This is a genomic window from Rhodovulum sp. PH10, from assembly GCF_000293785.1.
Classification (GTDB): Bacteria; Pseudomonadota; Alphaproteobacteria; order Rhizobiales; family Xanthobacteraceae; genus Rhodoplanes.
This window is the reverse complement of the sequence record NZ_AKZI01000030.1, coordinates 69731-84274: the sequence shown is the minus strand read 5'-3', so window position 1 is coordinate 84274 and position 14544 is coordinate 69731. Positions and strand designations below refer to the sequence as shown.

General features: G+C 71.1%; 14 protein-coding genes. 6 read left to right on the top strand and 8 right to left on the bottom strand.

The window, feature by feature from the left end:
* The first annotated feature begins 65 nt into the window (after positions 1-65).
* The 6 genes from ruvB to A33M_RS06140 all read left to right on the top strand — a co-directional run bounded on the left by ruvB (position 66) and on the right by A33M_RS06140 (position 5179).
* Positions 66-1112, top strand: coding sequence for a Holliday junction branch migration DNA helicase RuvB (gene ruvB / locus A33M_RS06165; RefSeq protein WP_040619514.1), 1047 nt, complete (start codon positions 66-68; stop codon positions 1110-1112).
* A gap of 176 nt (positions 1113-1288) precedes the next feature.
* Positions 1289-2173 (top strand): DUF6869 domain-containing protein, encoded by an 885-nt coding sequence (locus A33M_RS06160; protein WP_008384733.1) that lies wholly within the window; start codon positions 1289-1291, stop codon positions 2171-2173.
* A gap of 76 nt (positions 2174-2249) precedes the next feature.
* Positions 2250-3176, top strand: coding sequence for a metallophosphoesterase (locus A33M_RS06155; protein ID WP_008384731.1), 927 nt, complete (start codon positions 2250-2252; stop codon positions 3174-3176).
* A gap of 78 nt (positions 3177-3254) precedes the next feature.
* The gene (gene ybgC / locus A33M_RS06150; protein ID WP_008384729.1) at positions 3255-3722 is read left to right on the top strand and encodes a tol-pal system-associated acyl-CoA thioesterase; all 468 of its coding nucleotides are present in this window, start codon (positions 3255-3257) and stop codon (positions 3720-3722) included.
* Between the two features lie 86 nt (positions 3723-3808).
* Positions 3809-4468, top strand: a complete 660-nt coding sequence (locus tag A33M_RS06145) for a TetR/AcrR family transcriptional regulator (protein ID WP_008384728.1) — start codon at positions 3809-3811, stop codon at positions 4466-4468.
* Positions 4469-4762: 294 nt separating this feature from the next.
* The gene (locus tag A33M_RS06140; RefSeq protein WP_008384727.1) at positions 4763-5179 is read left to right on the top strand and encodes a DUF2852 domain-containing protein; all 417 of its coding nucleotides are present in this window, start codon (positions 4763-4765) and stop codon (positions 5177-5179) included.
* A gap of 134 nt (positions 5180-5313) precedes the next feature.
* On the opposite strand, the gene A33M_RS06135 is transcribed toward A33M_RS06140, so the two are convergent.
* The 8 genes from A33M_RS06135 to tolB all read right to left on the bottom strand — a co-directional run bounded on the left by A33M_RS06135 (position 5314) and on the right by tolB (position 14428).
* Complete coding sequence (locus tag A33M_RS06135; protein WP_008384723.1) at positions 5314-6342, bottom strand: DUF4424 domain-containing protein; 1029 nt, start codon at positions 6340-6342, stop codon at positions 5314-5316.
* A gap of 52 nt (positions 6343-6394) precedes the next feature.
* A complete protein-coding gene (locus tag A33M_RS06130; RefSeq protein WP_008384721.1) occupies positions 6395-6727 on the bottom strand; it encodes an AzlD family protein in 333 nt (110 codons plus the stop codon).
* Entirely contained in the window at positions 6708-7421 is a 714-nt protein-coding gene (locus tag A33M_RS06125) for an AzlC family ABC transporter permease (protein WP_008384719.1), read from the bottom strand. Before A33M_RS06125 ends, A33M_RS06130 begins: the two co-directional genes overlap by 20 nt.
* Positions 7422-7738: 317 nt before the next feature.
* Positions 7739-9664 carry an ATP-dependent zinc metalloprotease FtsH gene (gene ftsH, locus A33M_RS06120; protein ID WP_008384718.1) on the bottom strand — a complete coding sequence of 642 codons (1926 nt, stop codon included), beginning with the start codon at positions 9662-9664 and terminating at the stop codon, positions 7739-7741.
* A 230-nt stretch (positions 9665-9894) separates the two neighbouring features.
* Positions 9895-10995: a tRNA lysidine(34) synthetase TilS gene (tilS, locus tag A33M_RS06115; protein ID WP_008384714.1), complete on the bottom strand. Its 1101-nt coding sequence runs from the start codon at positions 10993-10995 to the stop codon at positions 9895-9897.
* A complete protein-coding gene (ybgF, locus tag A33M_RS06110) occupies positions 10982-12082 on the bottom strand; it encodes a tol-pal system protein YbgF (protein WP_008384711.1) in 1101 nt (366 codons plus the stop codon). Before ybgF ends, tilS begins: the two co-directional genes overlap by 14 nt.
* A gap of 137 nt (positions 12083-12219) precedes the next feature.
* The gene (gene pal / locus A33M_RS06105; protein WP_008384709.1) at positions 12220-12726 is read right to left on the bottom strand and encodes a peptidoglycan-associated lipoprotein Pal; all 507 of its coding nucleotides are present in this window, start codon (positions 12724-12726) and stop codon (positions 12220-12222) included.
* 367 nt (positions 12727-13093) lie between these two features.
* Positions 13094-14428, bottom strand: a complete 1335-nt coding sequence (gene tolB / locus A33M_RS06100; protein ID WP_008384705.1) for a Tol-Pal system beta propeller repeat protein TolB — start codon at positions 14426-14428, stop codon at positions 13094-13096.
* Positions 14429-14544 lie beyond the last annotated feature (116 nt).

Below are 14544 nucleotides of genomic sequence, written 5' to 3'. Positions count from 1 at the left end.
GTCGGTACGCGGCGAGCCGACCTTTCCCCGCAAGCGGGGAGCGGTGAAGAGCGCCGGGGGGCCGCATGACCACGCCCCCCCGCCGACTGGTGAGCGCCGAGCGCCGCGACGAGGACCTTTCCGAGACCACGCTGCGTCCGCAAAAGCTCGGCGACTTCGTCGGGCAGGCGCAGGCGCGCAAGAATCTGTCCGTGTTCATCGAGGCCGCGCGCGGGCGAAGCGAGGCGCTCGACCACGTGCTGTTCGTCGGGCCGCCGGGCCTCGGCAAGACGACGCTCGCCCAGATCGTCGCGCGCGAATTGGGCGTGAATTTCCGCTCCACCTCCGGCCCGGTGATCGCCAAGGCGGGCGACCTCGCGGCGCTCCTGACCAATCTCGAAGAGCGCGACGTCCTGTTCATCGACGAGATCCACCGGCTCAACCCGGCGGTGGAGGAAATCCTCTATCCGGCGATGGAGGACTTTCAGCTCGATCTGATCATCGGCGAGGGTCCGGCCGCGCGGTCGGTGAAGATCGATCTGGCGAAATTCACGCTGGTCGGCGCCACCACCCGCGCGGGGCTCTTGACCAACCCCTTGCGCGACCGCTTCGGCATCCCGATCCGGCTCAACTTCTACACCGAGGAGGAGCTGGAGCTGATCGTCGCGCGCGGCGCCCGCGTGCTCGGCGTGCCGATGACCGTGGACGGCGCCAACGAGATCGCCCGGCGCGCGCGCGGCACGCCGCGGATCGCCGGCCGCCTCCTGCGGCGGGTGCGCGACTTTGCCGAGTACGAGAAGGCGGCGGCGGTCGACCGGCCGGTCGCCGACCGCGCGCTGCAGGCGCTCGAGGTCGACGCCTCCGGGCTCGACGCCATGGACCGGCGCTATCTGTCGGTGATCGCGCTGAATTACGGCGGCGGCCCGGTCGGGATCGAGACCATCGCCGCGGCCTTGTCGGAGCCGCGCGACGCGCTCGAGGAGATCATCGAGCCGTTCCTCATCCAATGCGGGTTCGTCCAGCGCACCCCGCGCGGAAGGCTCCTCACCGGCCACGCCTTCCGCCATCTCGGCCTCGCCGAGCCGGCGCGCGACATCGCGCAATTCGGCCTGTTTCCCGACGCCGACGACTGACCGCGGCACCACCCGCCCGCCGTCTCCGATGCCCCGAATGCATGGCGGGAATTCCGTGCTCCGGTGCCTTTGAACCGTGGGCGGGGGGCTCGCGACCAATGTCCCGGACGGCGCTGCCGGGTGCCCCCGCACCCGCGTCCGCCGCACACGGGGGACTCTCCCATGAGCTTCGTTCAATGAGCTTCATCGACGACGCTCGGCACTGGGCGACCATGCCGGTGCCCGGAGCCTCGGCTTCGGACGCCCGCTCGGCCGTCTATGCGGCCATGCCGGTCGACGGCCTCGCCGTCCTGTGGTGCCGCCTGCAGACGCTCGGCCTCAAGGAGCAGACCGACGAGACCTGGGCCGCGAGCGTCTATTTCGACCATCTGCCGCACAATGCGCCGGAGCGCGCGCTCGAGCTGATTCTCGCGGTGCTCGCCTCCGACGCCGAGACGCGGGTGAAGATGCAGCTCGGCCAAAAATTCGGCAGCGCGCTGATCTACAACCACGCCGGCCGGCTGATCGCGCGGCTGGAGGCGGAGGCGCCCGACAACCCGCGGCTGCGCTGGCTGCTCGGCGGGGTGCATTGGTGGGCGCCGGGGCGCGAGCTGAAGGCCCGGCTCGCCCGCATCGCCGACGAGCCCGCCTGGCGGGCCGACGAGGCGGCGCGCGATGCCCCGGCGGTGCGGCTCGACATCGAGGCGCTGCCGCTCGACGCCCTCGCCCGCGTCTGGGTCGAGCAGCACGTCCGCCCGGAGAAGGACCGCGACGCCAACTGGTACGCGCTGGTCGAGCACGAGCATACGCTCGCCCGCAGCGATCCCGGCCGGGTGATCGACCTGGTGCTCGCGGTGCTGGCGATCGAGACGGACCCCAACGTCCTGTCGCTGCTCGCCGCCGGCCTCCTGGAGACGGTGATCGGCGCGGAGACCATCGACCGGGTCGAGCGCGAGGCGGCGCGAGACCCTCGCTTCCGCGCGCTGCTCGGCGGCGTCTGGTACTGGAACGAGCCCGACGACCTCAAGGCCCGGATCGACGCCATCGTGAAGGGGCCGGCCCGGCCCGACGCACCGGCATAGTCTCGCGGATCGGAGTAAGCGGACCGTAACGGCGACGGTCGCAATATGGGCCAATGTCCGTGCATGTGTCCGTCCGATGATCACCCGTCGCCGTTTCCTCCAGCTCCTCGTGACGCTCGGCGTGGCGGGCTCCACCGTGCCGGCCTACGGCTTCGGCATCGAGCCGCTGCGCGACCCCGCGATCACGCCCTACCGGCTGCGCCCGCCCGGCTGGCCGGGCGATCTGCGGCTGAAGATCGCCGTGCTCGCCGACCTGCACGCCTGCCGCCCGTGGATGGACCCCGACCGCATCGCGGGTCTCGTCGCCCGCACCAATTCGCTCGGCGCCGACCTCGTGCTGCTGCTCGGCGACTACGAGACCGGCCATCGCTTCGTCACCGCCTATCTGCGGCCGGAGGAGTGGGCGGGTCCGCTCGGCAAGCTGCGGGCGCCGCTCGGCGTCCATGCGGTGCTCGGCAATCACGACTGGTGGCAGGACCCCGACATCCGCTGCACCGGGCACGGCGTGCCGCGCGCCCAGAGGGCGCTGGAGGCGGCCGGCATCGCCGTCCATCACAACACCGCGGTGCGGATCGAGACCGACGGGCCGGGCGGCGGCTTCTGGCTCGCCGGGCTCGGCGACCAGCTGGCTTATGCCGGCGTGCGCCATCTGCGCCGCAATCTCCGCACCGGTGCCGACGATCTGCCCGGCACGATGGCGCAGATCGCCGACGACGGCGCCCCGGTGATCCTGATGGCGCACGAGCCGGACATCGTGATGAAGGTGCCGGAGCGCGTCTCGCTGGTTCTGTGCGGGCACACTCATGGCGGACAGGTGCGGCTGTTCGGCTGGTCGCCGGTGGTGCCGTCGCGCTACGGCAACCGCTTCGCTTATGGTCACGTCACCGCGCCACGCGACATGGTGGTGTCGGGCGGGCTCGGCTGCTCGACCGTGCCGTTCCGGCTCGGCATGCCGCCGGAGATCGTGCTGATCGAGCTGGGTGACGATCCGCCCGGTGCATGACCGGATTTGTTATATTATACCACTTCGCACGGGAGCCGCGGCGCCGCGATAGCGAGGCGTGCGGGTGAAGGGGGAGGCATGACCCAAAATCTCGACGGCGAGATCCGTGACGGCCGCCACGTGATGGCGGTGCGGGTCTATTACGAGGACACCGATTTTTCCGGCGTGGTCTATTACGCGAACTATCTCCGGTTCCTGGAGCGCGGCCGGACCAACTACCTGCGCCTGCTCGGCGCCGACCAGCGGGCGCTGTTCGAGGAAACCGCGCGCGAGGCGCCGGGCTTCGCCTTCGTCGTCCGCTCGCTGGCGATCGAGTACCTGAAGTCGGCGCGGATGGACGACGTGATCGTCGTCACCACCGTGCCGGTGGAGGTGAAGGGCGCCTCGATCGTGCTCGACCAGACGGTGGCGCGCGACGGCGTGGTGCTGGTCACCGCGTCGGTGCGGGTGGCGTTCGTCTCGGGCGGCCGCGCCCGGCCGATCCCCAAGGCGTTGCGCACCGCGATGAAGGCCGACCAGGACGCCTCCGGCCAGACGGTAGCCTGAGGTGGTATGCGTCCTTCGCGGCTAGCCCGCTATCGACGCGGCGGCCCGCCTCATGTAAGCCTGCCTTACATGAGCGGGTCCGAGGCATGAGCTGGAACAAGTCCGGTCGCGACGGTCCCGGTCGGGAGGGCGCGCGGGGCTATCACCACGGCAATCTGAAGGAGGCCTTGGTCCGCGCCGCGCTCGAGCTGATCGCGCAGAAGGGCCCGGCCGGCTTCACCTTCGCCGAGGCGGCGCGGGTCGCCGGCGTCAGCCCGGCCGCCCCCTACCGGCATTTTCGCGACCGCGACGAGCTGATGGCCGACGTCGCCCGGCGCGGCTTCTCCGTGCTCGAGGAGGCGCTGGCGCAGGCCTTCGACCAGGGCCGGCCCGACCCGGTGACGGCGCTCGACCGCATCGGCAAAGCCTATCTCGCTTTTGCCCGCACCGAGCCCGCCTATTATTCCGCGATGTTCGAGGCGGGCGTGCGCCCCGATGCGAGCCCCGAGCTGCGCGCGGCGAGCGACGACGCGTTTGCCGTGCTGCGCGCCGCCGCCGAGGCGATCGCCGTCGCGCAGCCCGCCGCCACCCGCCCGCCGGCCCTGATGGTGGCGCTGCACGTGTGGTCGCTCGCGCACGGCATCGCCGCCCTGTTCGGCCGCGCCGATGCCACCCGCCGGCCGCTGCCGATGTCGCCCGAGGAGCTCCTGGAGGCCGGCGTGCTGGTCTATCTGCAGGGGCTCGGCGTCTCGCGAAACGGCGCCTGAGCGGCGGGCCTCCGGCCGGCGCCGCGAGCGCGGCCCGAGACGTTTTCCCGCGCAACTTTTCGTGTCCGCGCCCTTGTCGCACGCTCGGCCGAGGCCACCTCGAGAGACGAGAGACGATTTCGGACCGCCGTCCGCGAGCACGCGCGAAGCGCGCGACGGGCGAGACGACGCTCCGCCGATCGGCAGACGCGAGAATCGCGATCGCCGAGCCGAGGTCGTCTTGACAAGCACGAGGGCCGCCTCTACGTATGTAAATGTAATTAACATTCACAGCAGAGGATCATCGGGATCGCCATGCCTATCGTAGCGAAGCTGGACGAGCTCGGGTCGGGGGCCTGGATCGCGCTCACGATCCTCGCCTTCATCATCTGGTGGCCGATGGGGCTCGCGCTCCTCGCCTTCACCTATTGGAGCGGTCGGATGGGTTGCTGGAACGGACGCGGGATGAGTCGCTGGCAGAACAAGATGGAGCGCATGAAGGAGCGCATGGACCGCCACGGCGCCGGCGACTTCTGGGGTCCCCCGTCGAGCGGCAACCGTGCGTTCGACGAGTATCGCAGCGAGACGCTGCGGCGGCTCGAGGAGGAGCAGCAGGAGTTCAAGGACTTCCTGCATCGCCTGCGGATGGCCAAGGACAAGGCCGAGTTCGACCAGTTCATGGCCGAGCGCCGCGGCCGCTCCTCGGCCGACGTCCACCAGCCGCAGGGCTGAGCCGGACCGTCCCTCTGCCGCGAACGAAAAACGCCGCCGCCTCCCCCGAGGCGGCGGTTTTTTGTCACCTGCGCCCGTCGGACCGCATGCACCTTCAGAAAAAGGCGCGTGCCCGCGAAAAGAAAAGCGGGCGGTCAGCGCTCGGGCTCGAACTTCGTCAGGATCAGGACGCCGATGTCGCCGGTCGGAGTGAAGTTCGTCTTGCGCATCTCGAACCGGGTCGGCGAGATCTTTTTGACGTTCTCGCCGCAGAAGCTGACGAGATCGGCCGGCGCACCCTTGTCGACCACCAGCCGGAACTCGCCGATCGGCCCGGCCCAGTTCGCCCCGGTCGACAGCACGTAGTCGATCCGCTTCTCGCGATAGGGCGGGCCGAACGCGTCGGCCGAGCCGCGCGCCCGCTCGAGCTTCGCCAGGATGTCGCGCTCGACGCAGTACTTCTTCACCTCGGCCGTGACCCACGGCTCGCCGGCGATCGACGGCGCGCCGAGCGAGGTCTGCACGCTCTCGCCGACGCTCGGCCGGTAGCGGTGCTCGATCACGGTCTCGCGGGCCGCCGGAAACACCTGCTGCCAGTAGAAGGTGGTCCTCAGCGCCCAGCGCGGGGCGAGGTGGCGCTCGAGCCCCTTGCCGATGTCGTACTCGTCGATGTCGGCGAGGCCGAGCCCGACCAGCTCCTTCTGAACCGTCGCCGGCAGCCGGTCGAGCGCCGCGCCGGTCGAGGCGAGATGCGGCGCCAGCGGCACGCCGAGCTTTTGCAAAAGCTCGGTGCGGTCGCCGCCTTTGGCGATCACCCGCTGCTCGACCGCCGCCTCGACCCGCTCCCCGTTCACGGTGGTGACGAAGCCGAGCAGGTCCACGGGATCGTCGGTCGGCAGCGCGACCATCTGGTCGGGGCCGTCGATCCGCACCTCCGGCATCGGGAAGGCGACATGGACGGTGACGTCGTGGTCGGCCCGATTGAAGAAGCGGTAATGGACCCGGACCTCGGCGGTGGAGAGGAAGAGATCCTCCGCCCGCATCTCGATCGCGTCGTTCTTCACGAACACCAGGCCGCCGGTGGCGAGCTCGGCGGTGGAGTCGTTGGCGCAGGCCGGGCCGCCGAGCACGGCGAGGCCGGCGAGCGCGGGGAGGGCTGCGAGGGCGAGACACGACGGCCGCATGGGCGCCTCCTCCGGACCGGGAACCGGAAGCGGTATGCGCGCCGCCGCGCCGTTAGTCCAGGCCCGCCGCCCGCGCCGCCGCGGCCACCGCCATGCCGGTGAGCACCGCGGCGAAATCGTTGCGCAGCGCCAGCATCGCCACCGCCCCGGCGCCGACCGACAGGCCGGCGACCAGCCCGCCGCTCGCCACGATCGGCAGCACGGTGGCGGCGATGATCGAGCCCGGCAGGGCGGCCAGCATGCGCTGCACGAACGGGCGCAGCGGCACCCGCCCCATGATCCAGAAGCCGCCGGCGCGCAGCGCGTAGCTCACCAGGCCGAGCGCCAGGATGGCGACGACCGGCCCGAAATCGACGCCCCAGATGTCAGTCGCGCTCGGGCTCACCCAAAAATCCCCCGGTGAGGCTGCCGGCGACCGCCCCGGCGACGATGAAGGCGAAGCCGCCGAACAGGGCCTCGGTGGCGAGCGCCACGGCGCCTGCGACCACCCACGGGATCGCCGCCCGCCGTCCGCGCCATAGCGGCACCAGCATGGCGGCGAAGAAGATCGGCATCACCAGATCGACGCCGAACGTTTTCGGGTCGACCAGGCTGCCGAGCCACCAGCCGACCAGCGTCGCGACGTACCAGGCGACGGCGAACACCACGCTGGCGCCGAAGAACACGCCGGCGTCGCGGCCGCCCTGGGCGGTGTAGCGGATCGACACCAGCCAGCCGGGATCGGTGGTGAGGTGGAGCGTCGGATAGATCCAGCCCGGCAGGCCGCCGAGCCACGGCCGCAGGCTCGCCGAGATCAGCAGCATGCGGGTGTTCACGGTGAACACGATCAGCATCATCCCGGCGATCGCGCCGAGCGTGAAGTGCTGCGGCCACACCTCCATCACCACCAGCTGGGCGGCGGAGGCGAACACGGTCGCGCACATCAGCGCGTTCTCGAAGAACGACAGGCCGATGCGGGCGGCCGAGGCGCCGGTGGCGAGCGCGAGGGCGATGCCGCCCGGCACCAGCGGCAGCGCGAGCTTCATGCCGAGCCGGAACCCGGCGCGCGAGTAGGGAGGGCGGCGGTTCGACTCGGCCATACCGGATTCGGGAGGGAGTTCAGCATTCATGATCGGGTCGCACCACGCCGCAGTCTTCACCGCTCCCCGCTCGCGGGGAGCGGTCGACATCGCGCCTCGGCGCGGATGTCGGGTGAGGGGCGCCGCCGCGAATCCGGGGCTCTCGGCGCCGTGGCGGCGCCCCCACCCCGACCCTCTCCCCGCGCAGCGGGGAGAGGGAGCACCGGCGCCGTGCGCGATGGTGAAACGGGTTTCATCGCCGAGCCGATTGGACGGGTGCGAACGCCAAAGAAAACGCCCGCCGGAAGGGCGGGCGCTCTCGAACCGTGTGGCGGGCCTCAGCCGGTCGGCTGGGGCTCCATGTCGCCGGCGCCGGGCTCCGGCCGGGGCCGCGGCTTGCCGGCGGTGGGCACCGCCGAGCCGCGCGGGCCGGGCGGCTCCATCACCGATTCGCGCATCGGCTTCTTGCCGTCGAGCAGGTCGCGGATCTCGTCGCCGGTCAGCGTCTCGTATTCGAGCAGTCCGCGGGCCAGCGCCTCGAGGTCGTGGCGCTTCTCGGTGAGGATCTTGGTGGCTTCCTGAAAACCCTCCTCGACCAGCCGGCGGACCTCCTTGTCGATCGTCTGGGCGGTCGCCTCCGAGATGTTCTGCTGGCGGGCGACCGACATGCCGAGGAAGACCTCGTCCTGGTTCTCGCCATAGGCGACGGTGCCGAGCTGCTCGGAGAAGCCCCAGCGGGTCACCATCATGCGGGCGAGGCGGGTCGCCTGCTCGATGTCCGACTGGGCGCCGGAGGTGACCTTGTCGCGGCCGAAGATCATCTCCTCCGCCACGCGGCCACCCATCATGATGGCGAGCCGCGAGGTCATCTGCTCGAAGCTCATCGAGAGCTTGTCGCGCTCCGGCAGCTGCATGACCATGCCGAGCGCACGGCCGCGCGGGATGATCGTCGCCTTGTGCACCGGGTCGGTCGCCTTGACGTTGAGCGCGACGATCGCGTGGCCGCCTTCGTGATAGGCCGTGAGGAGCTTCTCCTCCTCGGTCATCACCAGCGACTTGCGCTCGGCGCCCATCATCACCTTGTCCTTGGCGTCCTCGAACTCGGCCTGGGTGACCATGCGCTTGTTGCGCCGGGCCGCCATCAGGGCCGCCTCGTTGACGAGGTTCATCAGGTCGGCGCCGGAGAAGCCGGGGGTGCCGCGGGCGATCGTCTTGAGGTTCACGTCCGGGGCGAGCGGCACCTTGCGCACGTGCACCTTCAGGATCTGCTCGCGGCCGGTGACGTCCGGGTTCGGCACCACCACCTGGCGGTCGAACCGGCCGGGGCGCAGCAGCGCAGGATCCAGCACGTCGGGCCGGTTGGTGGCGGCGATCAGGATGATGCCCTCGTTGGCCTCGAAGCCGTCCATCTCGACCAGCAGCTGGTTCAGCGTCTGCTCGCGCTCGTCGTTGCCGCCGCCGAGGCCGGCGCCGCGATGGCGGCCGACCGCGTCGATCTCGTCGATGAAGATGATGCACGGCGCGTTCTTCTTGGCCTGCTCGAACATGTCGCGCACGCGGCTCGCGCCGACACCGACGAACATCTCCACGAAGTCCGAGCCCGAGATGGTGAAGAACGGCACGTTCGCCTCACCCGCGACCGCACGCGCGATCAGGGTCTTGCCGGTGCCGGGCGGGCCGACCAGCAGCACGCCGCGCGGAATCTTGCCGCCGAGCCGCTGGAACTTTCCGGGATCGCGCAGGAATTCGACGATCTCCTGGAGGTCCTGCTTGGCCTCGTCGACGCCGGCGACGTCCTCGAAGGTGACGCGCCCGTGCGCCTCGGTCAGAAGCTTCGCCCGCGACTTGCCGAAGCCGAGCGCCTTGCCGCCGGCGCCCTGCATCTGGCGGGACAGGAAGATCCACACGCCGATCAGCGCGATGAACGGCAGCCACGACACCAGGAGCTGGACGAACCACGGCAGGTTGTCCTGCTGCGGCCGCGCGGTGATCGAGACGCCCTTCTTGTAGAGCTTGTCGACCAGTGTCGGGTCGCTCGGGGCATAGGTGTTGAAGGCGCGCCCGTCGGTGAACGTGCCGTGGATCTCGGGGCCCTGGATCACCACGTCCCGCACGCGGCCCTGATCGACCTCGTTGAGCAGCTGCGAGAAGGCGATGTCCTGCGAGGGAGAGCGCTGCGCCGGGTTCTGAAAGAGGGTGAACAGAGCGAGCAGCAGCAGGACGATGATCACCCACAGGGCGAAATTGCGCAAATTTGCGTTCATCAGGCGTCCTCAGGCCCAGTGGCCATTGGGGGTCGGGCCGTTCGAGTCGCGCTCTCGCCACACGCACGCGCAGCGCCGAGCATAATCGGCAATGTAGGGGTCTCCCCCTTGCGCCACAAGCACGGGCACTGCCGACGAGCCAATTTGCCGCTGCGTGGTGAATGGTAATCCTGCGCGATCACAAGACGGTAAGTCGCAGCTGCCGGGTCCGTTCCGCGGCGGGAACCGGGTCACGACGACGCACGTCGCGGCGGCGCCGGCTCCACCGTCAGGCGGCCGCCGGCGAGCGTCACCATCGCTCCCGCCAGCGTGCGACGCAGCCGCGCCGCGGCGGGGTCGGCGGCGGAGGCCGCGGCGGTGAGCGCCTCGGCGCACGCCTCGAGCTTGGCGAGCTCGACCTCGCCCTCGCGGCCGGCGGCGGCGATCAGCCGGCCGAGCAGGCGCAGGCGGAGCTCGGCCGGTGCCCGGCTCCACACCGCGGCGTCGAGGCCGACCGGGGCGCCGTCGATCGCCTCCGGCACGCCGAGATCGCGGGCGAGCCGGCCGGTCGCCGCCTCGAGCGCCGCCTCGGCGCGCCGCATCCGCTCGGCGAGCCGCACCAGCCGGGACGGGCCGAGCCCCTCCGTCGCGAGGTTCGGCAGCAGCGCTCGCAGGCGGGCGCGGGTGTAGCGGGGATCGCGGTTCGAGGCGTCCTCGGCGAAAGCGATGTGTTCCGCCCGCAAGGTGGCGATCAGGCGCGCCTTCGCCACGTCGAGGAACGGCCGGACCAGCACCACCGGGTCGGCGGCCGGCGCGCCGTGCCGGCCGGTGTGCGCGGCGACCGGCAGGGGCGCCACCCGCGCCATGCCCGACAGCCCGGTGACGCCGCTGCCGCGGGCGAGCCGAAAGAGCACCGTCTCGGCCTGGTCGTCGCGGGTGTGGGCGGTGAGCACGTGGCGCGCGCCGGTTTCGCGGGCCGCCTCGGCGAGCAGGCGGTAGCGGGCGATCCGCGCCGCCTCCTGGATCCCGGTCGCGGGCTTCTCGCCGACCCAGCGGGTGGTGAGATGCGGCACCCCGAGCGATTGGGCGAGCGCCGCCACCGCCTGCGCCTCCAGCGCCGCCTGCGGCCGCAGCCCGTGATCGACGGTGACGGCGAGGAGCCGCGGCCCGGCACCGGCCTGAAGGGTTTTCCGCCAGCGCGCCGCGAGAACCAGGAGTGCCGTGGAATCCGGGCCGCCGGAGACGGCGATCACCAGCGCGGGGAGTTTTGCGAGGTCGGCGAACAGGGCGGCCGCCTCGGCCCCGTCGAGCGGCCGGGCGGCGTGCTCCGCGACCTGGTCAGCAGCCGACACGCTTCTGTTCGCGGTCGACCGCCCGCTTCACGTTGGCCGACGCCTTCGGATACTTGCGCTCGACCTCGGCAAAACTCGAGCAGGCGAGGTCCTTCTGCTGCATCGCCGCCAGCGACTGGCCGAGCCGCAGCAGCGCGTCGGGCGCCTTCTCGCTGTTCGGGTGCTTCTGGCTGACCGCCAGGAAGGCGTCGGCGGCGTCGCGATAGGAGCGGCGCTGATAGAGGCTCTCGCCGAGCCAGAACTGCGCGTTGTCGGCGAGCGCGTCGTTCGGGTGCTTGCGCAGGAACTCGCGCAGCGTCTGTTCGGCGAGCGCGTAGTCCTTGCGCAGCACGTAGCCGTAGCCGAGGTCGTACTCGTCGCGCGGCGAGGCGGACGGCGGCAGGGTGGCGTAACGGGCGCCGGTGCCGGACGGGTTGCTCGGCGGGGGCGGCGGCAGGCCGCCGGCCGAGGCCGTGCCGTAGGACGAGCCGCCATAGGACGAGCCGGGCGAGGATTCGGCGGCCGCGGCGGCGGCCATGGCGGAGAGGTCGAGCGGCGCGCCCGGCTGCTGCTGGCCGGGGGCCGGCGTCGATTCGCCCTGGATCGAGCCGAGCACGCGCGGCGTGCCGGGCGCATCGGGGCGTCGCGACGGATCGAAGGCATCGGAGCGCCGCCCCGAGGGGGCGGCGGGGGAAGGCTCGGCGGACTGGGCCATGGTCGGCGGGGTCGCGCCGGACGGCGGTGGCGAGGCCTCGCTGCGGCGGCCGGGCGCGGCGCCACCGCCGCCCTTGCCGAGCTCCTGGAAGCGGAACTCGTAGTCCTCGCCCATCCGCTTGAGCTGCTGCTCGAGCTGCTGATTGCGATACTGCAGCTGCTCGATGTCGCCGGTCAGCCGGCGCATCTGGCTCTCGAGCTGGTTCAGCCGGACGATCAAGTCCGACTCGCTCATCTGCGCCCGCACCGGCGAGGTCGCGAGCGCGACCGAGCCGAGCGCGAGCGCGCCGACCAGCAACGCGGTCCAAGAGACCGAGCCGGCGACCGAGCCGGCGACCGAGCCGCGCCGTCTCGCGCGAAACGTGGCGAAGGAGGTTTTGTCGACGCGGGCCATCGCGGTTCACCCGAGTGTCAGGAAAGGCCGTCCCACCATAGAACCGGCTGCGTCGAAAGTGTGGCCGAACCCGGCCGGCGCCCCTCGGCGCCGTCCGGTTCGCCATGCCGATGGAGAGAGGGACGAGTCCCTCCCCGTCACGAGCTCGCGTTGAGCACCGTCACCGCGCGGCGGTTCTGCGACCAGCAGGAGATGTTGTTGCACACCGCGACCGGGCGCTCCTTGCCGTAGGAGATGGTGCGCATGCGCGAGGCGGGGATGCCGCGCGAGACCAGATAGTCGCGCACCGCCTGGGCGCGCCGGGCGCCGAGCGCGATGTTGTACTCGCGGGTGCCGCGCTCGTCGGCGTGGCCTTCGATGGTGAAGGCGTAGCGGTTGTAGTGCTGCAGCCACTGGGCCTGCTTGTCGAGCGTCTCCTGGCCTTGCGGCGAGATGTCGGAGGAATCGCTCTCGAAGAAGACGCGGTCGCCGACATTGACGACGAAATCCTGCTGGCTGCCGGGCACGGCGGCTCCGGCGCCGCCCATGCCGGCGCCGGCGCCGTAAGGGTCGTTCGGCTTGTTGGCGCAGGCCGCGATCAGCAGAACGCCCGCGAGGGCGGCGGCGATCCTGACACCGGTTCGAAGACGCGTGACATTCGGCATGCCGTAACTCCTGTCGTGTGCGCGGCGCCGGATGTGCCCCCCCGGCTGCTGGCTTCCCGATCTAGCCCCGGCTTGGTTAAGCGAAGGTTCCGTCAACCTTGACGAGGCCTTGCCGCACATCCTCGAATCCGAGGAATCGGCCGAAACCGTTTGGAATGGTTAATGCGGCGTGAACGCGGCGGCACCGAGGCGCGGCGGCGCGCCGCCGCCCGCGCGGGACACGATCGCGCTTCGGCATGGCGCCGCTGCAACACTCTTTTGCGCGCCGGACGAGACGTATGTGAGGGAAAGCGAGAGGGGGGCGAGGGCGCGCGTGGGAGAGAGGTGCGCACGCTTCGCGCTGCGCACCCTACGGGCGAGTCTTCGCCTACGACAGAAGCGGCGACCAGGCCGGGTCGGAGGCGAAGCCCGGCGTCGGCACCCGCTGCTCGTTGCGGCCGGTGACGTCGATCGTGTAGAGCGCCGGGCCGGCGCCGAGGTCGCGGAAGAACATCAGCACGCGGCCGTTCGGGGCAAAGGTCGGCCCCTCGTTGTGATAGCCCTCGGTCAGCAGCCGCTCGCCCGAGCCGTCCGGCTTGATGATGCCGATGCCGAACTTGCCCTGTTCCTGCTTGGTGAAGGCGATGAAGTCGCCGCGCGGCGACCACACCGGGGTCGAGTAGGAGCCCTGGCCGAAGCTGATGCGCCGGGCGTTGCCGCCGCCGGCGCCCATCACGTAGACCTGCTGGCTGCCGCCGCGGTCGGACTCGAAGCAGATCCGGCTGCCGTCCGGCGAGAAGCACGGCGCGGTGTCGATCGCCGGCGTGTCGGTCAGGCGGGTGGTCGCCTTGGAGCGCAGATCCATCACGAACAGGTTCGAGTTGGCGCCCTGCTGCAGGCTCATGATCACCCGCTGGCCGTCCGGCGAGAAGCGCGGCGAGAAGGTCATGCCCGGGAAATTGCCGACGATCTCGCGCTGGCCGGTCTCGACATTGAGGAGATAGACGCTCGGCTCGCTCTGGCCGAACGACATGTAGGTGATCTCCTGGGTGGTCGGCGAGAAGCGCGGTGTCAGCACGAGGTCGTCGCCGCGGGTGAGGTAGCGCACATTGGCGCCGTCCTGGTCCATCAGCGCGAGCCGCTTGACGCGGCGCTCCTTGGGGCCGGACTCGTCGACGAACACGATGCGGGTGTCGAAATAGCCCTTCTCGCCGGTCAGCCGCTCGTAGATCGCGTCCGAGATGATGTGGGCGATCCGCCGCAGATTGTCGGGCGAGGTGAAATATTGCTGGCCGGTGAGCTGGGTGCCGCCGAACACGTCCCACAGGCGGAACTCGGCCTTGAGGCGGCCGTCCGACTGGCGGGTGAGGCGGCCGGTGACCAGCGCCTGGGCGTTGATGGCGCGCCAGTCCGGGAATTTCGGCTGCACGTCGATCGATGTGATGCGCTCGATGAAGGCCGCCTGGTCGATCGGCGCGAACAGGCCGGAGCGGCGCAAGTTCGCGGTGATGATCTGGCTGATGGTGCGGGCGCCCTCGGCGTCGCCCGGCCCGCCGCCGACGAAGTCGGGGATGGCGATCGGCACCGGCTGGACGTTGCCCTGGGTGACGTCGATCTGCAGCACCGCCTGGGCGCGGTCGAGCGGCCAGCCGGCGAGCACGGCGGCACCTGCCGCGGCGGCGCCGGTCGCGAGCAGGCGCCGGCGGGTGAAACGCTCGTTCATGGCGAACGAATCCTTCTGATGACACTGTGCCGATGAGACTCGGCCCGATGAACCACGCGCGAAGAAGAGCCCGGCGGCGCACGCCTCGCCGCGCCGACCCGGTCGGGGCGGGCGGC